Below are 22473 nucleotides of genomic sequence, written 5' to 3'. Positions count from 1 at the left end.
CTGTAAGGAGTTGTGAGGCGTCGGATACGCCGCCGCAATCAGGCCGGCAAGCCGTCGCGAGGGGAAATTCCCTGTGACATCAACGGGCTGGCGGCAGGGTCGCGCGGCCGTGGCCGGCGCCCTGCCGTCGCACCTCGTTACAGGTTGGGAGCGAGCGCGCGCTCCAGGGTGGCGCGCTCTTCATGCCGGCGCGCCACCATGTCGTCGAGCTGGTCCTGGCCGATCTTGCCGATGGTGAAGTAGGTCGACTCGGGATGCGCCAGGTAGAAGCCGCTGACCGAGGCGGCCGGCGTCATCGCCAGCGACTCGGTGATCCCCATGCCGATCTCGGCCGCGTCGAGGAACTCGAACATCGGGCCCTTGACGGTGTGCTCCGGGCAGGCCGGATAGCCGGGCGCCGGGCGGATGCCGCGGTAGGACTCGGCGATCAGCTGCTCGTTGCTCAGCTGCTCGGCCGCGTCGTAGCCCCACAGGTCCTTGCGCACGCGCTCGTGCAGGCATTCGGCGAAGGCCTCGGCAAAGCGGTCGGCCAGCGCCTTCAGCATGATCGCGCTGTAGTCGTCGTGGTCGGCTTCGAATTGCGCTTCCTTCTTGTCAACGCCCAGGCCGGCGGTGACGGCGAACATGCCCACGTAGTCGGCAATGCCGCTGTCCTTGGGTGCGACAAAGTCCGCGAGGCAGCGGTTGGGCCTGCGCACGCCGTCAACCACCGGGCGCTCGCTCTGCTGGCGCACGTTGTGCCAGGTCAGCGCGACCTTGCTGCGGGTCTCGTCGGTATAGATCTCGATATCGTCGTCGTTGACGGTGTTGGCCGGCAGCAGCGCGATCACGCCGTTGGCGCTCAGCCAGCGGCCCTGGATCAGGCGCGACAGCATCGCCTTGCCGTCCGAGAACACCTTGCGCGCCGACTCGCCGACGATCTCATCGTTGAGGATGTCGGGGAATTTGCCGGCGAGGTCCCAGGTCTGGAAGAACGGGCCCCAGTCGATGTAGTTGGCCAGCTCCGCCAGGTCATAGTTGCGGAACACGCGGCGACCGATGAACTTGGGCCTGGGCGGCACGTAGCCGTTCCAGTCGATCGGCGTCTTGTTGGCGCGCGCCTGCGCCAATGTCACCATCGGTGTCGCCTTCTTGTTGGCGTGCTGGGTGCGGATGCGGTCGTAGTCGGTCTTCAGGTCGTCCAGGTACTTCGCCGCGCCTTCATCGGACAGCAGGCTCGACGCCACGCTGACCGAGCGCGAGGCGTCGGGCACGTACACCACCGGCCCTTCGTAGTTGGGCGCGATCTTGACCGCGGTATGCACGCGCGAGGTGGTGGCGCCGCCGATCAGCAGCGGGATCTTCTTCACGCGGAAGTAGTCGTCGCGCTGCATCTCCGACGCAACGTAGGCCATTTCTTCCAGCGACGGCGTGATCAGTCCCGACAGGCCGACGATATCCGCGCCCTCGACCTTGGCCTTGGCCAGGATCTCGTTGCACGGAACCATCACGCCCATGTTGACCACCTCGAAGTTATTGCACTGGAGCACCACCGACACGATGTTCTTGCCGATGTCGTGCACGTCGCCCTTCACGGTGGCGATCACGATCTTGCCGCGCGCCTTGACGTCGCCACCGGCCTCGGCCAGCAGGCGCTTTTCTTCCTCGATGTAGGGCAGCAGGTGCGCCACCGCCTGCTTCATCACGCGCGCGCTCTTGACCACCTGCGGCAGGAACATCTTGCCCGCGCCGAACAGGTCGCCGACGATGTTCATGCCGTCCATCAGCGGACCTTCGATCACCTCGATCGGGCGGCCACCGCGCGCGGCGACCTGCTGGCGAACCTCTTCGGTGTCTTCGACGATGAAGGTGGTGATGCCATGCACCAGTGCGTGCGCCAGGCGCTCGCCCACCGGCACCGGCTGCTCGGGCGTGCCGCGCCAGGCCAGGTTTTCTTCCTTCTTGGCGCCACCGCCCTTGAAGCGATCGGCGATCTCCAGCAGGCGGTCGGTGGAATCTTCGCGGCGGTTCAGGACCACGTCTTCCACGCGCTCGCGCAGCTCGGGATCAAGCTGGTCATACACGCCGAGCTGGCCGGCGTTGACGATGCCCATGTCCATGCCCGCGCCGATCGCGTGGTACAGGAACACGGTGTGGATTGCCTCGCGCACCGTGTCATTGCCGCGGAACGAGAACGAGACGTTGGACACGCCGCCGCTGACCTTGGCGTACGGCAGGTTCTGCTTGATCCAGCGCGTGGCTTCGATGAAGTCGACCGCGTAGTTGTTGTGCTCTTCGATGCCGGTGGCGACCGCGAAGATGTTCGGGTCGAAGATGATGTCTTCCGGCGGGAAGCCCACTTCATTGACCAGGATGTCGTAGCTGCGCTTGCAGATCTCGGTCTTGCGCGCGAAGGTGTCGGCCTGGCCCTTCTCGTCGAAGGCCATCACCACCGAGGCGGCGCCGTAGCGGCGGATCAGCTCGGCGTGGTGGCGGAACTGTTCCTCCCCTTCCTTGAGCGAGATCGAGTTCACCACGGGCTTGCCCTGCACGCACTGCAGGCCGGCCTCGATCACTTCCCACTTGGACGAGTCCAGCATGATCGGCACGCGCGCGATGTCGGGCTCGGAGGCGATCAGGTTCAGGAAGCGAACCATCGCGGCCTTCGAGTCCAGCATGGCCTCGTCCATGTTGATGTCGATGATCTGCGCGCCGTTCTCGACCTGCTGGCGGGCCACCGCCAGCGCTTCGTCGAACTGGCCGTTCAGGATCATCCGTGCGAAGGCCTTGGAGCCGGTCACGTTGGTGCGCTCGCCGACGTTGACGAACAGCGTGTCGTCGTCGATGGTGAAGGGCTCGAGGCCGGACAGGCGCATCGGGCGCGGGGGCAGTTTGTTCTCGCTCATGTTCTCGGGCTCCGGCTCAGGCGGCGTCGCGGTACTGGCCGGGCCAGGTGCGGGGTTTCTTGTCGGCCACGCGCTGGGCGATGGCGGCGATATGCTCGGGCGTGGTGCCGCAGCAGCCGCCCACCAGGTTCACCAGCCCGGAAGCGGCGAATTCCTCGACCAGCGATGACGTGACTTCCGGCGTTTCGTCGAAGCCCGTGTCGCTCATCGGGTTCGGCAAACCCGCGTTCGGATAGCACGACACCGCGGCATCGCACACCTTGGCCAGCTCGGCGATATACGGGCGCATCAGCGTGGCGCCCAGCGCGCAGTTCAGCCCGAAGGTGACCGGCCTGGCGTGGCGCAGGCTGTTCCAGAATGCTTCCACGGTCTGGCCCGACAGGATCCGGCCGGAGGCATCGGTCACGGTGCCGGAGATCATTACCGGCACGCGTTCGCCGGTGTCCTCGAACAGCTGGTCGATGGCAAACAGCGCCGCCTTGGCGTTGAGCGTGTCGAAGATGGTCTCGACCAGGAACACGTCGGCGCCGCCTTCGAGCAGCGCCTTGCCCTGCTCGTAGTAGGACTGTCGCAGTTCCTCGAAGGTGACGTTGCGCGCGCCGGGGTCGTTCACGTCGGGCGAGATGCTGGCGGTCTTGGGCGTCGGGCCAAAGGCGCCGGCAACGAAGCGCGGCTTGTCGGGCGTGCTGTACTTGTCGCAGGCGGCGCGCGCCAGGCGCGCGGCCTCCACGTTCATCTCGTAGGCCAGCTCGGCCATCTTGTAGTCTTCCTGCGCCACGCGCGTGGCACCGAAGGTGTTGGTCTCGATCAGGTCGGCGCCGGCGGCCAGGTATTGCTCGTGGATCTCGCTGATGACCTGCGGGCGCGTCAGCAACAGCAGTTCGTTGTTGCCCTTCACGTCCACCTTGTGTTCGGCGAAGCGCTCGCCGCGGTAGTCGGCCTCGGTCAGCTTGTAGCGCTGGATCATGGTGCCCATGGCGCCATCCAGGATCAGGATGCGTTCTTGCAGCAGCCGGGGCAGCTCGGCAGCCCGGGTGTAGGGGCGCGGTGCGGCCGCGCGGGATTCAGGGGCACTCATGGCGGGGAACTCTGGAAAGGCGGCCGGCGCGATCGGGGATCCGCGGCGGGCGCTGCTGTGGCCGATGCTGGCCAAAGAGGAGCGATTTTATCAGGTGTATCAAGGCCTTGCGGTTGCCTGTCGGGTCGATGGCCGCCTACACTGAGAGACGTAACCGTCACCATACCGGCACATTCCACGCCCTTTGTCCCGCCGACCATGCAACACCTGTCCCCTTCCGACGCCAACGACTTGCTGGCGCAATCGCCCGACACGCTGTTTATCGACTGCCGCAGCGAGATGGAATACCTGTTCGTCGGCCATCCCAAGGGTGCGCACAACGTCCCCTGGAACGACGGCCCGGACTGGGAGGTCAACCCGCATTTCGTGCAGATGGTGAAGAAGCTGGCCGGGCATGTGTCAGCGCGGCCGGTGCTGCTGATCTGCCGCAGCGGCAACCGTTCAACGGCGGCGGCAAGGGCGCTGGAGGGCGCGGGCTTTGCCAACGTCTACAACGTGCTGCACGGCTTCGAGGGCGACCTCGACGGGCAGCGCCACCGCAATACGCTCAACGGCTGGCGCCACGAGGGGCTGCCGTGGGAGCAGTACTGAACAGCCACCCAATAAAAACGCCCGCCAGGGCGGGCGCGATGGCAATGCCGCCGGCCGCGGCCGGCGGTCATGGAAAGCCGCTCAGTGCATGACCAGCGGATGCGTCATCACGTTGTCGAACTTGCCGAGGAAGTCGTCGACCTCTTCCACTGACGGCTCGCTTTCGATCAGGCGCTTGACGTCGGCGCGGAAGCTTTCAGCCAGTTGCCCGCCAAGGAAAATTTCGCGCTTCAGGTTCTTGTCGACGATTTCATAGCCGCCGAATTCAAGCGGCGCTTGCTCGACATCCGCACCGAACTCGACGATGCAGTAATTGTCGCTGTTGTAGATCATTTGCATGGCACACCTCCTGGGCGTCATGGTTGGGCGGCATGCCCTTGTGATTCTTGCCTCGTCGATGTTGCCGTGAGGGGGCGCCGCGGCTTTACCTCCAAACTTGGGGTGACCCGCGCGAAATCAAGGCTTAAACCAAGGCCTAAGCAGGTCACTGCGTTGCCACGTCATTGCTGCCTACATAGATTGGGCATCGTCCTTTGCAACAAGTTTCTTGAGCCTGGCGCATCAGTGTGTTGCCTCTCACGGAACGTCGCACTGGCCGCCGCACGCCGCATTGCCGAGGAACGTGTCCAGCGCCGTATGGAAGCGTTCTGGCTGCTCTACATGCACCAGGTGCGCCGCCTGCGGCATCACTTCCAGCCGGGCGCCTCGGATAGCGGCCGCAATGCTCTGCGCCATCGCCACGGTCGCGCCCTGATCGTTCTCTCCTGCTACTACCAGCGTAGGACAATGGATGCGGGAAAGCGCGCCCGCGAGATCGAAAGCCATGATCGCCTCGGCCACGCCCACGTAGCCGCGCACCGGCGTGGCCACCAGCATGGCGTGGATGCGCGCGACCGCATCGGGATGGGCGTCGCGGAAGGCTGGCGTCAGCCAGCGCTCCAGCGTGGCATGGGCCATGCCGGCCATGCCATGCGCCTCGGCCTGGCCGATGCGGTTATGCCACATCGGGTGCGCTTCCATCGGGGTCTGGCTGTTGGTGGCCACCAGTGCCAGCGACAGCAGCCGCTCCGGATGGCGCAGTCCCAGCGTCTGCCCGATCATGCCGCCGACCGAAATGCCGCAGAAGTGGGCCTGGGGGATTTCCAGCGCGTCCATCACCGCGATCACGTCGTCGGCCAGCCGCGTCATGGTGTAGGGGCCCAGAGGCGCGTCACTGCCGCCATGCCCGCGCAGGTCGGGGCGCACCACGCGGTAGCGCGACGCCAGGTGGGTGGCGGTCTGGTCCCACAGCGCATGGCTGGCAGCCAGTGCATGGGACAGGATTACCCACGGTCCGTCGGTGCCGTCGATGCGCACATAAAGCTGGGCGCCGTCGGCATGGACGCGGTGCGTTTCGGCGGGTGGCGTGGCAACAGTCATGGCTGGGCTCCTGTCAGTAAGAATGCGCGAAACGCGACGGCGTTGACCGGGGCGAGACATCTTTTAATGATTGTTGACAATCGCCCGGCCAGCTACCGGTGTTCGACCCGGGCAGCGGCCCCGTGGCTATTGCCCGCCGTTGCCGCGGTACACGAGCTCGATCTGGGTGCCGTCGGGCTCGGTCTGCCGCAGCCGCACCGGCATCCAGCCCAGCGGTTGTGCAAGCCATATCTCGACCCGGCGACGGTCATTGGCGCGGCGCGGCAGCCGCACAAAGTGCTTCGCACGCACCACACCATTGCCCGTGTCGATATTCTCTTCTCCAACATACTGCACTTGCATCGGTTGCACATCACGCGTATCGGCAACCTGGAACGTTTCCGTCACACCGGGCGTGACATAGCGTTGCGGATTGCCACGCACCAGGCCGACCAGTTGCAGGAACACGCTGAAGCGATCCTGGGCGCCGGGCGGGAATGGCGACTGCGCGCCGTTGTGAAGCGCGGCGGTGCCGGCGACGGTGTCAAAGCGCGATGACTCGGCCTTGTTGCGGCGGTGCTCTTCGTAGCGTTCCGGCAACAGTCCCTGTTCGGACAGCGCACCGCTGCTCTGGAACGCGAAGCGGAACCACAGCACGCGTGTTTCCACCGCGAGGCGGTAGCGGCGGCCGTCGTGCTCCCAGCGGATCAGGCCATCGGGGTTCTGCACGCCGTTGACGAAGCTGGCGTATTGGTACGTGGCGGGCGGCGGCGCGCTGTAGACGACGCCGTCGACGCCGCCCTGCGGACCGCCAGACGGCGCCGGGGCCGGCGCGGCAGGTGGCGCCGGGGCCGCCCCGGGACCGCCGGGACCCGTTGCCATCTCGGCGGGGCCCTGCGGACTGGTTGCCAGGGGTGGGGCGGGCGGTTCAGGCTCGGGCTGGGGCGCCGGTACCGGCGCCGCCGCCTTCGGACGCGGCTGCGGCGCCGGACGCGGCTTGGGCGGCGCAGGCGGCCTGGGCGGCGGCAGCAGGACCGCCTCCAGCGTCGGGGTGTTGCTGACATCGAGCGGGATCAGCGGGCCCGGCATGCGCAGAAACCCCACCACCGCCATCACGTGCACCAGCACCACCAGCCCAACCACAATCACCCAGCGCCGGCGGCGCCAGACAGGGGATTCCGCGCCCGGGCGGACACGAGGATTAGGGCTGGCCGGTTTCTCCGGCCGGGGGGGCGGCACCAAGGTAGCCGAGTTCCGATGAGAGCTGTTGGGCGATATCGCGTACGCGACAATCCATCGTACCGCCCCATTCTGCATCGAACAGGCTCTGCGCGCCCAGTACGATTAACCCCATGGCGAGGTGGCCGTTGGCGTCGAACACCGGCATCGAGAACGCATTGATGCCCGGCAGCACGCCGCCAAGCGTGCGCGCGGCGCCATGCTCGCGGACTTCGGCGCAGATCGCATCGTATTCAGCCAGCGACGCCGGCATGTCCGGCACGGCGCCATTGCCGCGCGCGCCCAGCTCGCGCTCGATCAGCGGCAGCGTCTGCTTGCGCGGCAGGTAGGCGCCGTAGAGCCGGCCGGTGGCGGAATTGAGCATCGGCATCACGTCGCCCAGGCGCAGGCTCACGGTGACGGGGTGGCTGGATTCCTCCCAGTGCACGATGGTGGGGCCGTGGTTGCCCCACACGGCGATGCCGGCGGTCAGGTCCTCCTCGTCGCGCAGCTGCGACAGGATCGGCCGCGCCTTCTTCACGGGATCGAGCCGGTTGAGCCCGGCCAGGCCCAGCTGCAGCGCGAACGGGCCCAGGTCATAGCGGCCGCTGACCGGGTCCTGCGCCACCGCGCCCAGCCGCATGAAGCTGACCAGGTAGCGGTGCGCCTTGGCCGGGTTCATGCCGGCGGCGGCGGCGAGGTCGCGCAGCATCATCGCGCGCGGAGACGCCGCAAGCGCCTGGAGCAGCTTGAAGCCCACTTCGATGGACTGGATGCCGGAGCGCAGCTTGGCGTCGTCTTCTTCGTTTTCAGCAATGCGTGACATGGGCCAGCGGCAGGGGGATCGACGCCCGGAAACCCGGGCTAGTTCGTAGGTAAATTTACTATAGCGAAATCGATTTACCAATTTTTAAGCCATCGGTAGACTTCCTTCGCAACAGACCCGGCGGCGCACGTGTCGACGCCTGCCGAACCGGGCCCCTTTTTAACACGGAGACTATCGATGCGCCCCCTGCGTCCCTTCTTTGGGCGTCGTTCCGCCCGCCGTTCCGCCCATCTCGTGCTGGCCGCCATGGCTGCCGCCGGCGCCCTGTTCACCGCCAGCGCGCCAGCGCACGCCGATGACTGGCCCGCCCAGCCAATCCGCTGGGTCGTGCCCTATCCGGCCGGCGGCGGCACCGACGTGGTGGCACGCACCGTCGCCCAGGCGATCACGCCGGGGCTGGGCAAGCAGGTGGTGATCGACAACCGCCCGGGCGCGGCCACCATCGTCGGCGCCGATGCCGTCGCGCACGCCAAGCCCGATGGCTACACCGTGCTGACCGCCGATACCGCCACGCTCGCGGCCAATCCGTCGCTGTACAAGAAGCTGCCGTACAACCCGGAGAAGGACTTCGTCTATATCGGCCAGCTGGCGCGCTTCCCGCTGGTGCTGGTGGCCAACCCGAAATTCCCGGCGCGCACGCTGAAGGAAGCGGTCGAGTACGCGCAGAAGAACCCGGGCAAGGTCAATTTCGCCTCGCCCGGCGCAGGCAGCCCGCACCACCTGGCCATGGAGCTGTTCATGGACCAGGCCAAGGTCAAGATGACGCACGTGCCCTACAAGGGCGCCGCCCCGGCAGTGCAGGACCTGCTGGCCGGCCAGGTCGACCTGATGTTCCTGGACCTGGCCTCGGGCCAGCAGAACGTGAGCGCCGGCAAGCTGCGCGCGCTGGGCGTGGCCACGCCCAAGCGGCTGGCGGTGCTGCCCGGCGTGCCGACCGTGGCCGAAGGCGGCGTGAGCAACTTCGAGGCCTACGCCTGGCAGGGCCTGGTGGCGCCGGCGGGCACGCCCAAGGCGGTGGTCACGCGGCTGAACGCCGAGCTGGTCAAGGCGCTGAAGACGCCCGAGGTGCAGAAGAAGCTGGAAGGCGTCGGGGTCGAGGCGGTGTCGAGCACGCCCGAGGAATTCGCTACCTACGCGCGCGCTGAAGCCGAGCGCTGGGGCAAGCTGATCAAGGCCAAGGGCATCACGGTCGACTAAACCACCAGCGCAGGGGCGCGCAGCACGGCGCGGTAGACTAGCGGGCACTGCGTCCGCCGCGCGGGCGCCCCGCTCTCTACCGCACCGCATTTATGAAACTCGCAACCCTGAAGGACGGTTCGCGCGACGGCCAGCTGGCTGTCGTGTCGCGCGACCTGAAGCAAGCCCACTTCGCCACCGATATCGCCGGCAAGCTGCAGACGGCGCTGGACGACTGGAACTTCTACGCGCGGCAGCTGCAGGACCTGTACGACGCGCTCAACGCCGGCCGCGCGCGCCATCCGTTCGCGTTCAATCCCAAGGACTGCATGGCGCCGCTGCCGCGCGCCTACCAGTGGGCCGATGGCTCGGCTTACGTCAACCACGTCGAGCTGGTGCGCAAGGCGCGCGGCGCCGAAATGCCGCCCGAGTTCTGGACCGACCCGCTGATGTACCAGGGCGGATCGGACGATTTCCTCGGCCCGCAGGACGACATCGTGTGCGCCAGCGAAGCCTTCGGCATCGACTTCGAGGCCGAGGTCGCGGTCATCACCGGCGACGTGAAGATGGGCGCCACGCCCGAGCAGGCCGGCGAAGCCATCCGCCTGCTGGCGCTTGTCAACGATATTTCGCTGCGCAACCTGATCCCGGCCGAACTGGGCAAGGGCTTCGGCTTCTTCCAGAGCAAGCCGGCCACCGCCTTCTCGCCCGTCGCCGTCACGCCAGACGAACTGGCCGAGGCCTGGCGCGAGCGCAAGGTGCACCTGCCGATGACGGTGCACTGGAACAGCAAGAAGGTCGGCCAGCCCGACTGCGGCACCGACATGGTGTTCGACTTCGGCCAGCTGATCGCGCATATCTGCAAGACCCGCAATGTGCGCGCCGGCAGCATCGTCGGCTCGGGCACGATCTCCAACGTCGACCGCAAGAAGGGCTACTGCTGCATCGCCGAGAAGCGCATGCTCGAGACCATCGACGAGGGCAAGCCGAGCACCGAATTCATGAAGTTCGGCGACGCGGTCAAGATCGAGATGTTCGACGCGCAGGGGCATTCGGTGTTCGGCGCGATCGACCAGCTGGTGGCAGCCCCCTGAGCCCGCCGCGCCTGTCGGCAAGGGTTCGCCGGATGTGCATATAATTTACCGACCGATCGGTTGGTAAATCCACGATGCACCCGGCGCGGCTGCGCGCCACTCACCTGACAGGCCACCCATGACCGCCCCCATCGACGCGTCTTCCACCGAACTTTCCGAACGCTACGCGCGCTACCGCGCGCTGACGTTGCGCCGCCACGGCCCCATCCTCGAGATCATCATGGGCGCAGCGCAGTCGGCCAACCAGAAGCTGGCCACCGCCGACGCCAACATGCACCGCGAGCTGGCCGAGATCTGGCGTGACGTCTCCGCCGATCCCGATATCCGCGTGGCGCTGATCCGCGGCGAGGGCAAGGGCTTCTCCGCCGGCGGCGACCTGGCGCTGGTGGAAGACATGGCCAACGATTTCGAGACCCGCACGCGCGTGTGGCACGAAGCGCGCGACCTGGTCTACAACGTCATCAACTGCGACAAGCCGGTGGTTTCGGCGATGCACGGCCCGGCCGTCGGTGCCGGGCTGGTGGCGGGGCTGCTGGCCGATATTTCGATCGCCGCGAAGACCGCGCGCATCGTCGACGGCCACACCCGGCTGGGCGTGGCGGCGGGCGACCATGCCGCGATCGTGTGGCCGCTGCTGTGCGGAATGGCCAAGGCCAAGTACTATCTGATGCTGTGCGAGTCGGTCAGCGGCGAAGAGGCCGAGCGGATCGGCCTGGTCTCGCTGGCGGTGGAAGAGGACGAACTGGTGGCGCGCGCCTTCGAGGTTGCCAACCGGCTGGCGGCGGGGTCGCAGACCGCGATCCGCTGGACCAAGTACGCCCTCAACAACTGGCTGCGCATGGCCGGTCCCGCCTTCGATACCTCGCTGGCGCTCGAATTCATGGGCTTTGCCGGCCCCGACGTGCACGAAGGCATGGCGAGCCTGCGCCAGAAGCGGCCGCCACAATTCAGGTAACGACGACGCAGCCGCGCAGCCCGCATCCGGGAGCGCGGCTGCGCCGCACACGGAGCACGCGACCATGTTCGGACAGATTCCCGATTTCACCAACAGCTTCGACTTCATGCGCCGGCTGTGGGGCGGCAGCGCCGGCATGCCCGGCGGCCTGATGCCCGGTCTGCAGGCGATGACGCCGCCGATGGACCTCGACGACCTCGACAAGCGCATCGCCGACCTCAAGGCCGTGGAAAGCTGGCTGCAACTGAACACCAACCTGCTGCGCACCACGATCCAGGGCCTGGAGGTGCAGCGCGCCACGCTGGTGGCGCTGCAGACCTTCGGCAATGCGCTCTCGCCCGACGCCATGCAGGCGGCGATGGAAAACGTGGCGCGCGCGGCCAATACGCCCAGCGCCTCGCCGCCGCAGCGCGCCGGCGCCGACACCGGCGCCGGGCCGCGCGAAGAAGCCCCCGCGGCGCAGGCCGCGTCCCAGCCCGCGGGCGAGCCCGAGCCGGCACCCGAGCCGTCGGCCACGCCCGAAACCGCACCCAACGCCGGGCTCTGGTGGGACCTGTTGCAGCAGCAGTTCAACCAGATTGCCAGCAGCGCCGCCGCGGCCAGCATCGCGCCCTTCAACATGGGCGCCTTCAGTGCCGGCGGCACGGCGGCACAGCCGGGCGCCGCGCCGGACGCCGGCGCCGGGTCCAAAGCCGCGCCACGCAAGACCGCTGGCAACGGCAACGGTGCCAGGGCGAGCGCCACGGCAAAGAACGGCGCCACGAGTGCGGCCAAGCCAGGGACCAAACCTGCGGCCAAGCCCGCTGCAAAGAAGCCCGCCGCAAAGAAGCCTGCTGCCGGCAAGACGGCCAACGCCACGACCGCCGGCAATGGCACCGCCAAGGACGACATCAACGGCGGCAACGAATGACGGATCACCACGCCCACTGACCTGTCGCTGCGCCGCGCCCCCGCCATGCACCGCGATCCCCTGCCAGGACACCAAACTGCCCCGCGCACCAGCCCTAACGGCCCCAACCCCGCCGCCACCGCGCTGATCATGATGGGCGGCGGCGCGCGCGCCGCCTACCAGGCCGGCGTGCTGTGCGGGCTGGCGCGCATCGCCGCGCGCCACGGCAAGGCGCATGGCGGGCTGCCGTTCGGCATCATCGCCGGCACCTCGGCGGGCGCGATCAACGGTGCCGGGCTGGCCATCCACGCCGGCGATATCCAGGCTGCCACGCAAAGCCTGGGCGCGCTGTGGCACGGCATCCATGCCGACGATGTCTACCGTACCGACGTGCTGCGCGTGGGCGTGTCGGGCGCGCGCTGGCTGTCAACGCTGGCGCTGGGCTGGGCCACGCAGCGCAGGGCGCCACGCGCGCTGTTCGACAACACGCCGCTGGGCAGCATGCTGGGCGAGCTGTTCGATCCCGCGCGGGTGCAAGACAGCCTGGACAGCGGCGCGCTGCAGGCGTTCGCGGTCACCGCGCTGTCCTACAGCACGGGCCGCCACGTCACCTTCTACCAGTCGCACCACCGCATCCAACCGTGGCACCGCAGCCAGCGCATCGCGGTACCCGCGCCGATCACGGTGGACCACCTGCTGGCCTCCGCGTCGATACCGTTCCTGTTCCCGTCGATTCCGCTCGAGATCGATGGCCACCACGAGTGGTTCGGCGACGGCACCATGCGGCAGATGTCGCCGCTATCGCCGGCGATCCACCTGGGCGCGTCGCGCATCCTGGCGATCGGCGCGGCCTCGCGCCAGCGCTCGGGCTGGTTCGACACCGTGCCCGCCGGCGGCTACCCGTCGCTGGCACAGGTGGGCGGCCAGGCGCTGGCCAGCATCTTCCTGGACGGGCTCAATGCCGACCTGGAACGGCTGCTGCATATCAACCGGCTGCTGGCGCGCATGCCCGAGCTCGCGGGCGACCGCGAAGGCTGGCGCCCGGTGCAGGTGATGACGATCTCTCCCAGCGAACCGATCGAGGCGCTCGCCGCCGAGCACCAGAAGCAGCTGCCGCGCACGGTACGCGCGCTGCTGGCGCCGCTGGGCGGCACCGAGGCGCGCGGCGCCGCCTTCGCCAGCTACCTGCTGTTCGAGCCTGAGTTCACCCGGGCGCTGATGGCGCTGGGCGAGCGCGACGCCGAAGCGCAGGCCGCCGAGCTGGCCGCATTCCTCTACGGCGTGGTGCCGGGCACTGCACCCGCCACCATGCCCGAGGGCGCGGTCTCGCCCTGAGCGGCTGCCCGCCAGGCGCCGCTGATCGCCCGCAATATGCAGTTGGCTGCGCCAGGCTTCGCAAAAGTCGTTGCATTTGCCCCCATCCGCCCTAAAAAAGGGAGAAGAGAATAATTCGCATCTGTTAGAATCTGCCCGTAATTTCAAAGGCTTACCATGCTCTACCCCGAACTGTTCAAATCGTTGGAAGCCGTCCGCTGGCACATGGACAAGGACATCCCCTGGGATAGCTTTGACGCCAGCCTGCTGACGGACGACCAGGCCAAGACCATCCGCATGAACGCGATCACGGAATGGTCGGCCCTGCCGGCGACCGAGATGTTCCTGCGCGACAACCGCCACGATTCCGACTTTTCGGCGTTCATGAGCATCTGGTTCTTCGAGGAGCAGAAGCACTCGCTGGTGCTGATGGAGTACCTGCGCCGCTTCCGCCCGGACCTGGTGCCGACCGAGGAAGAGCTGCACGCGGTGCGCTTTGAATTCGACCCGGCGCCGCCGCTGGAAACGCTGATGCTGCATTTCTGCGGCGAGATCCGCCTGAACCACTGGTACCGCCGCGCCGCCGAATGGCACTCGGAACCGGTGATCAAGCATATCTACCGCACCCTGTCGCAGGACGAAGCCCGCCACGGCGGCGCCTACCTGCGCTACATGAAGAAATACCTGGCCCAGTTCGGCGACAACGCGCGCGCCGCGTTCGCCAAGATCGGCGTGCTGATGGCATCGGCGCGACGCACCGAAAAGCCGCTGCACCCGACCAATCTGCACGTCAACAAGGCGCTGTTCCCCAACGACACCGTGCAGTCGCGCCTGCCCGACCCGGACTGGCTGGAAACTTGGCTGGACGAGCAGATCCGCTTCGACGAAGGCTGGGAAAAGAAGGTCATTGAACGGATCCTGCACAATATGTCGCTGCTGTTCGAGCGCACCTTTGAAAGCGTGCAAGACCTGAACCGCTACCGCAAGGAACTGAACGCCCGCCTGCCCGGCTCCGGCGGCGCCCAGCCGGCACAGGCCTGATCCGGCAGCTTGCTGCCACCCCGATAAAAAAACCTCGCTACGGCGAGGTTTTTTTATTGGCGCCCCACCGCCATTCCCGGATATTCGGAAACAACGGCGCTTGCCAGATTTTTCGGCGGGGCAGGTGGTATCCCGTTACTACATTGCAGCCAAAGCGACAGGTTAATCCGGGTGCATACAACCGCACCGCCTGCAATGCCAGTCGTGGCGCGACATTCCGAAATTTTTTAATTCTTGAAATAAAATACTTAAATCACAGGATGCGATTATCTTTTTTGCCTAATGTGTTATTGATCGGACTTTATTTATTAGAGCAAATCATTTTGTAATGGACTGTAATTCCGATAACATCCCCGAAGAATCCGCCAGTCGCGGCTGGCGATTATCCGCAGCGCCGCTCGGCCCCGCCGGCAAGGTGTCACCTGAATTCCGGTGCGCCCTCGCCGCACTTCCCGCAACGTACGGGCTTGGGGCCAGCGACGACGGCGCGCGGCAACGTCTTGGCAGGGGTAAAGATTGCGTCATATCGATTTCAAGGCCCTGGGCGTTTTTGTCCAGGTCATGCATTACGGCAGCATCGGCCGCGCCGCGCAGGCGCTCGGCGTGCGCCAGCCCACCGTGGCCTACGCCATCCGCAAGCTGCGCGACGTGACCGGTGACGAACTGTTCTTCGAGCGGCGCGGCGGCCTGGTGCCCACCGCCTACGGGCTGAAACTGGAACGCGCCGCGGCCGGCATGCTGGAACGCTGGAACGGGCTGGTGGCAAATGCCGGCGCACGCGCGCCGCGCGGCGGCGGGCCGCGCCAGACCTTGCGCATCGGCGTGTCGATGGCGCTGGGCGATCCCGCGCTGACGCAGGTGCTGACACGGCTGTCGGCGGCGCTGCCGGACGTGCATATCGCCTCCAGCGTCATCGGCAACGGCCGCCATGTCGGGCAGGCCCTGGCAAAGGGGCAGCTCGACTGCGCCGTCACCGTTGATGCGCTGCCCGGCGCGGGCGGCGTGCTGGCCGAGCACGTGATGATGGCGCAGCGCAGCCTGATCCGGCTGCCTGCCCCGCCGTCTGCAGAGGAAGAAGCCACGGGCAACGACATGCCCGTGCGCGAGCACTGGACCCTGCTCAGCGACGATGCCGACGCCGAAAGCCCGGTGCGACGCTACCTGGCCGATGTGTCCGACCAGGTCCGCCTGACCGTCGCGCCGTCATGGAACGGCCAGGTCGCGCTGTGGCGCTCGCGCGGCGGCGTCACGCCGGTGCTGAAGTTCAACGTGCCGTGGATCGACGGGGCCAACCGCGCCTATGTGGCGCAGGTGCCCGAGGGTTTTCCGGCCTGGGCCGACGTCAGCCTGCTGTACCTGGGCGGCCGCGCCCAGGCGGCCCACGTCGACGCGGTGCGCGAGGCGCTGGTCTCGGTGATGCGCGGCATTGCCGCCGCTACGGTGCCGCTGCCCGCCAACGACTCCGCCGTGGCGCTGGTTGGGTAAGCAGCGCTGAACGGACGGCGGACCTCGCCGGACGGGGTACCATTCGGACAAGCGTGCCGGCGCTGCCAGCGCCGGCCTCCACCATCCGATCCCTGACCCATGTCCGTACCCGCCTTCGAATCCAAGCTGACCCCCGCCGACAACCCCGCCGAACTGGCTGCGCGCATCGCCGCGCTGCCGCGCCCGCTGGTGTTCACCAACGGCGTCTTCGATATCCTGCATCGCGGCCACGCCACCTACCTGGCGCAGGCGCGCGCGTTGGGCGCCAGCCTGGTGGTCGGCGTCAACAGCGATGCCTCGGTCAAGATGCTGGGCAAGGGCGACGACCGCCCGCTCAACCATGAATCGGACCGCATGGCGCTGCTTGCCGCGCTGGCGTCGGTCGACCTGGTGGCGATGTTCCGAGAGCAGACGCCGGTCGAACTGATCCGACTGGTGCGCCCCGACATCTACGTCAAGGGCGGCGACTATGACATCGATACGCTGGAAGAAACCCGGCTGGTGCGCAGCTGGGGCGGCCAGGCCCATGCCATCCCCTTCCTGCACGACCGCTCCACCACCAAGCTGCTGACCAAGGTCCGCCAGGCCGGCTGAGCCGCGCGCTCAACCCTGGCGCCGGGCCACCGGCAAGGTGCCGCGCGGCGCGGCATCTGCCGCGGGCGAACGTGCCGGCGGCAGCAGCTGCATGCGTTCGGCGCGCACCTGCTGCCCGAGCCGGCCCGGCTCGCGCGGCGTGCCGAACCAGCCCCCGAGCGGATTCGCGCCGAACAAGCCGGCCAGCGCGGCTACCAGCAAGGCGTTGGCGAGCAGCAGCAGCAACAGGGCGATGCGCAGGGCGCGTGGGGCGGACATGGACGGTGGCGGAGCGTGCGGGGATTCCGGGTCAAGGCGGGATCAAGGCCGGATCAAGGCGATGAGGGCGATGAAGGCGATGAAGGCGATGGCCGCCAGGCCTCGGCCGACGCTATCGCATGCAGGCCGAGCAGCACCAGATTATCGTGCATCTCGAAGGGCACCGCGAGCGCGCCGGCCAGCGCGCTGCGTGCGCCGCCAGAAAGCAGGCAACGCGTCGGCCTGTGTTCGCCCAACGCGCGCCAGGTGCGTTCGATCGCGCCCGCCTGCGCGGCCAGGCAGCCGGCGGCGATGGCGTCGTGGGTGTTGTCGGCCCAGCGCAGGTGCGCGCCGGCCACGGTGCCAGTCTCGTCCACCTCCAGCGCCGGCAGCTGCGCGGTATTGCGCGCCAGCGTACCCAGCATCAGCGCCAGCCCCGGCAGGATCAGTCCGCCTTCAAAGCGCCCGCGGCCATCCGCGCCGACGGTAACGATATCCAGCGTGGTCGCGGTGCCCGCGGTCACGAGCAGCAGCGTGTCATGCGGCAGCCACCGGTGCGCGCCGATGGCGCCGACCCAGCGGTCGACACCCAGCTGCGTGGGCTCGCGGTAGCCGTTGGCCAGGTTGCCGTGCGTCGCGCTGCTGCGCACCCACTGCACCGGCGCGCGGCCGCCGAACGCGTCGGCCAGCGTGGCATCGACGGCGGCGGCAAGCACCGGGCCGGCCACGTTGGTGATCCATACCGCCGGCATCGGGCCGCTGCCGCGCAGCGCACGCAGGTCGGCGGCCAGGGTCTTCAGCGCGTTGTCATCGGCATGCGCGACCGCGCCGCCGTGCTGCCACGGCGTGGGCAAACCCGCCCCGGCCGGCAGCGGCGCGCCGGCCTCGCACCATGCCCATTTCAGGCGCGTGTTGCCGATGTCGATCAGCAGCTGCGGCACGCTCATGCGCCGTCCTCCTGCCCCGGCGCGGGGCGCAGCGACAGCTCGCCGCTGGCGATCCGTTCCAGCCCCGTCGGTGTTTCCAGCAGCAGCTGGCCGGCCTCGTCGACGCCGCGCGCCATGCCCTCTGCGATCACCTTGCCGTCGTGCAGCAGCCGCACCGGCTGGTCGCGGTAGGCATCGGCGGCGGACCAGCGCCGCGCCATCGGGCCGAATCCATGGGCCAGGAACGCGGTGCGCATCGATGCCAGCCGCTCCAGCACCGCGGCCAGCAGGCGCACCGCGTCGCGGTTGGCGTCGAAGCCCGGCATGGCCTCGGCCACGCCGGCCAGTTCGCGGCCCAGCGCGGCTTCCATCTGCGCATCGCGCACCAGGTTCAGGCCGATGCCGATAACCGCCCAGATCCGGTTCGGGCCAGCCGGGACCGATTCGATCAGGATGCCGGCCAGCTTGCGGCCGTCGATCTGCAGGTCGTTCGGCCACTTCAGGCCGACGCGGGCGCCCAGGCGCGCTTCAACATCGCCAAGGGCCTCGGCCAGCGCCAGTCCTACCGCCAGGCTCAGGCCGGTGAGTTGTGCCGGCGCCAGCGCGAACGGCAGCGCCACCGATAAGGTCATGCCCGCCTGCCCCTGCCACGGCCTTCCCAGGCGCCCGCGTCCGGCGGTCTGGCGGTAGGCCAGGCGCAGCCAGCCGGCATCTGACCAGGGTGCCTGCCGGCACGCGGCGGTCAGGTCGGCATTGGTCGAGCCGGTTTCTTCGACCAGCTCCAGCGTCCAGTCGCGCAGTGCCGGCGACAGCGCGGCACGCAGGGCGGCGGGGTCGATGCGCCAGGGGGCGGACGGGCCCGATGTTGGCGTGTGAGAGGTGTCAGAGGCGTCTGGCATGGGAAGCTGCGCTGGTGGCAATCGGCGGTGCGAAGATGGTGTGAAGACGGTGCGAAGGCTGGCAGGCATCGGCGCCTGCCCGACTGCCGCATTGTAGCCGCGCAGCACGCTTGCACCGGACCCGCCCCCCTGCCCGCCCCCTGCCCGGACGTCGGCGCGGTCGCGCCAGCCGGGCGGGTGGCTTAGAATCGGGACTCGCCCATCACATCGCCAGCCCTTGGAACGCCAGACGACGCCAGACTTCCATATCACGCGCGGGGACGGGACCGTCAGCGTCGCGCTGCGTGGCGACTGGTCCGCGCTCGCGCTGGCCGGCTGCCACCAGGCGCGCCAGCTGCGCGCGCAGTTGCACGAACTGGCGCAGGCGCCGGAGCACGCGCAATGGTCGCTGGCCGAAGTGGAGCGGCTGGACCATATCGGCGGACAGCTGCTGTGGCAGGCGTGGGACGGCAAGATGCCGCAGCAGCTCGAGGCCAGCGATGGCCAGCGCCGTGTGTTCGAGCGCATCGCGGCGGTGCAGGACGAAGGCTGGAAGAAGCACATGGTGGATCGCTTCAACCCGGTCACGCTGTTTGGCGCCAATGTGCTGTCGTTCGGCGCGCAGCTGGGCAACGGCATCACCATGCTGGGCCAGCTGGCGTTCGACCTGCTGCGCTTCGCGCGCATGCCGCAGCGCGGGCCCTGGCGCGAAGTCTCGGCCAATATCTACAACGTCGGCTACAAGGCGCTCGGCATCACCGCGCTGGTCGGGTTCCTGATCGGCATCGTGCTGTCGTACCTGTCGGCGAACCAGCTGCGCGTGTTCGGCGCCAGCACGTTTATCGTCAATATCCTCGGCATGGCGGTGATCCGCGAACTGGGGCCGGTGCTGGCGGCAATCCTGATCGCGGGCCGGTCCGGCTCGGCCATCACCGCGCAGATCGGCGTGATGCGCGTCACCGAGGAACTCGATGCCATGCGCGTGATGGGGATCTCACACGGTTTCCGGCTGATCATGCCGCGCGTGATCGCACTGGCCATCGCGATGCCGCTGCTGGTGGCGTGGACCGACGTGATGGCGCTGGCCGGCGGCATGTTGGCAGCGCGCATGCAGCTCGGCATCAGCGCCGCGTTCTTCCTGCGCGAGCTGCCCGACGCGGTGCCGGTGGCCAACCTGTGGCTGGGGCTGGGCAAGGGCGTGGTGTTCGGCATCCTGATCGCGCTGACGGCGTGCCACTTCGGGCTGCGCATCAAACCCAATACGCAAAGCCTGGGCGAAGGCACCACGGCGTCGGTGGTGACCTCCATCACCATCGTGATCCTGGCCGACGCGGTGTTTGCCATCCTGTTCAAGGACGTGGGGATATGAGCGCGCCAGCGGAACCGGCAGCGCAGCCCGCGCCGGCGCGGCGTACCGCGGTGATCGAGGTGCGCGACCTGGTCAAGCGCTTCGGCAAGGCCGTGGTGCACGACCACGTCAACCTGGACGTGTGGCGCGGCGAGGTGCTGTCGATCGTGGGCGGCTCGGGCAGCGGCAAGACCGTGCTGCTGCGCCAGATCGTGGGGCTGGAGCGGCCGACCTCGGGCAGCATCAAGGTGTTCGGCGAAGACCCGGCCCAATTGCGCCCGGCGCAGCTGCAGGCGCTGCGCAACCGCTGGGGGCTGCAGTTCCAGCGCGGCGCGCTGTTCTCCGCGCTGTCGGTCATCGACAATATCGCGCTGCCGCTGCGCGAGTTGCGCGCGCTGCCGGACAACCTGATCTGCCGGGCGGCGTTGCTCAAGCTGCAGCTGGTGGGCCTGTCGGCGCGCGATGCGGACAAGATGCCGTCGGACCTGTCCGGCGGCATGATCAAGCGCGTGGCGCTGGCACGCGCGCTGTCACTGGAGCCGGAACTGCTGTTCCTCGACGAGCCTACCGCCGGCCTCGATCCGATGGCCTCGGACGACTACGTCGCGCTGATCCGGGAACTTCGGCGCGAGCTGGGCCTCACGGTAGTGATGATCACGCACGACCTGGACACGCTGGTGGCGCTGTCCGACCGCGTCGCGGTGCTGGCAGACCACAAGGTCATCGCCGCCGCGCCGATCCCTGAAGTGGTAAAGGTGGACCACCCCTTCATCCGCGAATATTTCCTGGGCGAACGCGCCCAGCGCGCGTTGCAGGCGCTGCCGCAGGCCCGGCAGTCCGCGGCACCACCCGGAGAAGCATGATGGAAAACAAGTCACACGCGTTCCTTGCCGGCGTGTTCACCATCGGCCTGGCAGTGCTGGTGCTGTTCGCGCTGTTCTGGTTCACCAGCGACCACGCCGTGCGCGTGCCATACGACCTGGTCACGCGTTCCACCGTCAACGGGCTCGGGCCGCAGGCCGACGTCAAATACCGCGGGCTGGCGGTGGGCAAAGTGGAGTCGATCAAGTTCGATCCGCAGGTGCCGGGCCAGATCATCGTGCGCATCAACGTCAACCAGGACACGCCGATCACGCGCACCACCTACGCCACGCTGGGCTTCCAGGGCGTCACCGGCATCGCCTACGTGCAGCTGGACGACACTGCCGCGCATGCAGGCGCTGAAGCCTCGCCGCCGCTACGCACCTCGCCCAAGGATGTGGCACGCATCGCCATGCGCCCAGGCTTCTTCGAAGAACTGGAAAAGCGCGGCGATTCGCTGCTGACACAGGCCGAAACGCTGATGGCCTCCCTCAACGACATGTTCCAGACCGCCAACCGCAATGAGCTGATGGCGGCGATCCGCTCGGTGCGCAAGACCGCCGAGGACTACTCGAAGCTGTCGGACGCGCTGGCGCCGGCCGCCGACCGCCTGCCGCGCGTGGCCGAGAACCTCAACGCCACGCTGGAATCGACGCGGCGCCTGACGCAGGAGCTGGCCAGCCCCAACGGCACGGTGTTGCGCACGGTCGACAGTGTCGGACGCGACCTGCAGGGCGCGGCGGCGTCGGTGCAGACCGCGGCCGGCACCTTCAGCCAGGAGACCCTGCCGCAGCTCAACGGGCTTGCGCGCGATGCGCGCCAGACCGCGCGCAGCTTCGAGCGTGCCGCCGGCCAGTTCAACGACAGCCCGACCAGCGTGCTGTTCGGCGCGCCGGCGCCCGCGCCGGGGCCGGGCGAGCCGGGCTTCAGCACGCCCTGATGTAACCGACGACGTGACGACGACGAAACGACAACCCATCGCCATGCCAGAGAACAACAACCGCCAAGGCCTCGCCGTGATCCCCGCCACCGAGAATTCACGCCGGGCCAGCCGCTCCCGCACCGCCGCCACGCTGTTTGCATTGGCCGGCGCCGCGCTGGTGCTGTCCGGCTGCGCGCTGTCGCGTGGCGCGCCGACCGTCACATATGACCTGGGGCCGTCCGCCGCCCTGGCCGGCACGGCGGGCAACTCTGCCAGCGGAGCACCCGCGCCGCTGCCCAGGCTGCGCATATCGCAGACCGACGGCCCCGACTGGCTCGAAGGCAATGCGCTCTACTACCGCCTGCTGTACGCGCAGGCGCAGCGGCTGCAACCCTATGCCACGCAGCGCTGGGTGATGTCGCCGACGCGCCTGTTCGACGAGCGCCTGCGCGAGTCGGTGTCGGCGCGCGGCGGGTTGGCCTGGTCCGGCGACACCAGCGTGCCGGGGCTGAAGGTCGACCTGCTGGCCTTCGAGCAGGCGTTCGACAGCGCCACCACCAGCCAGGGCGTGGTGCGGCTGCGCGCCACCGTGTTCCACCGCGGCCAGCTCGGCCAGCAGACCTTCGAGGTGCGCCGGCCCGCGCCCAGCGCCGACGGCGCCGGCGGGGTCAAGGCGCTGGCCGAAGCCAGCGATGCCGCCATCTCCGCGCTGCTCGACTGGACCGCCACGCTGCCGCTAAAGTAAGACAGAAAAGGA

22 protein-coding genes are annotated in these 22473 nt (G+C 68.2%); 13 read left to right on the top strand and 9 right to left on the bottom strand.

Annotation, left to right across the window (positions count from 1 at the left end):
- Positions 1–137: 137 nt before the first annotated feature.
- Positions 138–2885, bottom strand: coding sequence for a methionine synthase (gene metH, locus ACIP1U_RS28025; RefSeq protein WP_400322124.1), 2748 nt, complete (start codon positions 2883–2885; stop codon positions 138–140).
- Between the two features lie 16 nt (positions 2886–2901).
- On the bottom strand, positions 2902–3963 hold the full coding sequence (locus tag ACIP1U_RS28020; protein ID WP_342915525.1) for a homocysteine S-methyltransferase family protein: 1062 nt from the start codon (positions 3961–3963) through the stop codon (positions 2902–2904).
- 198 nt (positions 3964–4161) lie between these two features.
- On the opposite strand from ACIP1U_RS28020, the gene ACIP1U_RS28015 reads away from it, so the two are divergent.
- Entirely contained in the window at positions 4162–4554 is a 393-nt protein-coding gene (locus ACIP1U_RS28015) for a rhodanese-like domain-containing protein (protein WP_400322122.1), read from the top strand.
- 81 nt (positions 4555–4635) lie between these two features.
- On the opposite strand, the gene ACIP1U_RS28010 is transcribed toward ACIP1U_RS28015, so the two are convergent.
- From ACIP1U_RS28010 to ACIP1U_RS27995, 4 genes are all read right to left on the bottom strand, one after another.
- On the bottom strand, positions 4636–4893 hold the full coding sequence (locus ACIP1U_RS28010; RefSeq protein ID WP_012351433.1) for a DUF3567 domain-containing protein: 258 nt from the start codon (positions 4891–4893) through the stop codon (positions 4636–4638).
- Positions 4894–5130: 237 nt separating this feature from the next.
- Positions 5131–5973: an alpha/beta fold hydrolase gene (locus ACIP1U_RS28005; protein ID WP_400322120.1), complete on the bottom strand. Its 843-nt coding sequence runs from the start codon at positions 5971–5973 to the stop codon at positions 5131–5133.
- A gap of 126 nt (positions 5974–6099) precedes the next feature.
- Entirely contained in the window at positions 6100–7095 is a 996-nt protein-coding gene (locus ACIP1U_RS28000) for a DUF3108 domain-containing protein (protein WP_400322179.1), read from the bottom strand.
- 58 nt (positions 7096–7153) lie between these two features.
- Complete coding sequence (locus ACIP1U_RS27995) at positions 7154–7987, bottom strand: IclR family transcriptional regulator (RefSeq protein WP_400322177.1); 834 nt, start codon at positions 7985–7987, stop codon at positions 7154–7156.
- Between the two features lie 255 nt (positions 7988–8242).
- Between ACIP1U_RS27995 and ACIP1U_RS27990 the strand changes: the two genes are divergently transcribed.
- The 8 genes from ACIP1U_RS27990 to rfaE2 all read left to right on the top strand — a co-directional run bounded on the left by ACIP1U_RS27990 (position 8243) and on the right by rfaE2 (position 16544).
- Entirely contained in the window at positions 8243–9193 is a 951-nt protein-coding gene (locus ACIP1U_RS27990) for a Bug family tripartite tricarboxylate transporter substrate binding protein (protein ID WP_400322175.1), read from the top strand.
- A 92-nt stretch (positions 9194–9285) separates the two neighbouring features.
- Complete coding sequence (locus tag ACIP1U_RS27985) at positions 9286–10266, top strand: fumarylacetoacetate hydrolase family protein (protein WP_400322118.1); 981 nt, start codon at positions 9286–9288, stop codon at positions 10264–10266.
- Positions 10267–10384: 118 nt separating this feature from the next.
- On the top strand, positions 10385–11221 hold the full coding sequence (locus ACIP1U_RS27980) for an enoyl-CoA hydratase/isomerase family protein (RefSeq protein ID WP_400322116.1): 837 nt from the start codon (positions 10385–10387) through the stop codon (positions 11219–11221).
- A gap of 64 nt (positions 11222–11285) precedes the next feature.
- A complete protein-coding gene (locus ACIP1U_RS27975; protein ID WP_400322114.1) occupies positions 11286–12131 on the top strand; it encodes a PhaM family polyhydroxyalkanoate granule multifunctional regulatory protein in 846 nt (281 codons plus the stop codon).
- Between the two features lie 129 nt (positions 12132–12260).
- Positions 12261–13445, top strand: a complete 1185-nt coding sequence (locus tag ACIP1U_RS27970; RefSeq protein ID WP_400322173.1) for a patatin-like phospholipase family protein — start codon at positions 12261–12263, stop codon at positions 13443–13445.
- A 156-nt stretch (positions 13446–13601) separates the two neighbouring features.
- Positions 13602–14465, top strand: coding sequence for a ferritin-like domain-containing protein (locus ACIP1U_RS27965; protein WP_400322112.1), 864 nt, complete (start codon positions 13602–13604; stop codon positions 14463–14465).
- Between the two features lie 516 nt (positions 14466–14981).
- Entirely contained in the window at positions 14982–15950 is a 969-nt protein-coding gene (locus tag ACIP1U_RS27960; RefSeq protein WP_400322110.1) for a LysR family transcriptional regulator, read from the top strand.
- A gap of 99 nt (positions 15951–16049) precedes the next feature.
- Positions 16050–16544 (top strand): D-glycero-beta-D-manno-heptose 1-phosphate adenylyltransferase, encoded by a 495-nt coding sequence (rfaE2, locus tag ACIP1U_RS27955; protein ID WP_400322108.1) that lies wholly within the window; start codon positions 16050–16052, stop codon positions 16542–16544.
- 9 nt (positions 16545–16553) lie between these two features.
- Here rfaE2 and ACIP1U_RS27950 read toward each other — a convergent pair whose 3' ends face one another.
- From ACIP1U_RS27950 to ACIP1U_RS27940, 3 genes are read right to left on the bottom strand one after another with little or no spacing between them, the layout of a single operon-like run.
- Positions 16554–16802 (bottom strand): hypothetical protein, encoded by a 249-nt coding sequence (locus tag ACIP1U_RS27950; protein ID WP_400322106.1) that lies wholly within the window; start codon positions 16800–16802, stop codon positions 16554–16556.
- A 53-nt stretch (positions 16803–16855) separates the two neighbouring features.
- Positions 16856–17728 carry a type III pantothenate kinase gene (locus ACIP1U_RS27945; RefSeq protein ID WP_400322104.1) on the bottom strand — a complete coding sequence of 291 codons (873 nt, stop codon included), beginning with the start codon at positions 17726–17728 and terminating at the stop codon, positions 16856–16858.
- A complete protein-coding gene (locus ACIP1U_RS27940) occupies positions 17725–18606 on the bottom strand; it encodes a biotin--[acetyl-CoA-carboxylase] ligase (RefSeq protein WP_400322103.1) in 882 nt (293 codons plus the stop codon). Before ACIP1U_RS27940 ends, ACIP1U_RS27945 begins: the two co-directional genes overlap by 4 nt.
- Before the next feature lie 217 nt (positions 18607–18823).
- On the opposite strand from ACIP1U_RS27940, the gene ACIP1U_RS27935 reads away from it, so the two are divergent.
- The 4 genes from ACIP1U_RS27935 to ACIP1U_RS27920 are packed head-to-tail and all read left to right on the top strand — an operon-like array spanning position 18824 to position 22461.
- Entirely contained in the window at positions 18824–19954 is a 1131-nt protein-coding gene (locus ACIP1U_RS27935) for an MlaE family ABC transporter permease (RefSeq protein WP_400322101.1), read from the top strand.
- Positions 19951–20796: an ABC transporter ATP-binding protein gene (locus ACIP1U_RS27930; RefSeq protein ID WP_400322099.1), complete on the top strand. Its 846-nt coding sequence runs from the start codon at positions 19951–19953 to the stop codon at positions 20794–20796. The genes ACIP1U_RS27935 and ACIP1U_RS27930 overlap by 4 nt, the downstream gene beginning before the upstream one ends.
- Positions 20793–21734 (top strand): MlaD family protein, encoded by a 942-nt coding sequence (locus tag ACIP1U_RS27925; protein ID WP_400322097.1) that lies wholly within the window; start codon positions 20793–20795, stop codon positions 21732–21734. The genes ACIP1U_RS27930 and ACIP1U_RS27925 overlap by 4 nt, the downstream gene beginning before the upstream one ends.
- Before the next feature lie 43 nt (positions 21735–21777).
- Positions 21778–22461 (top strand): ABC-type transport auxiliary lipoprotein family protein, encoded by a 684-nt coding sequence (locus ACIP1U_RS27920; RefSeq protein WP_400322095.1) that lies wholly within the window; start codon positions 21778–21780, stop codon positions 22459–22461.
- Positions 22462–22473 lie beyond the last annotated feature (12 nt).

Source organism: Cupriavidus sp. NPDC089707 (genome assembly GCF_044748965.1).
Lineage (GTDB): Bacteria > Pseudomonadota > Gammaproteobacteria > Burkholderiales > Burkholderiaceae > Cupriavidus.
This window is presented reverse-complemented; position numbering and strand designations above follow the sequence as displayed.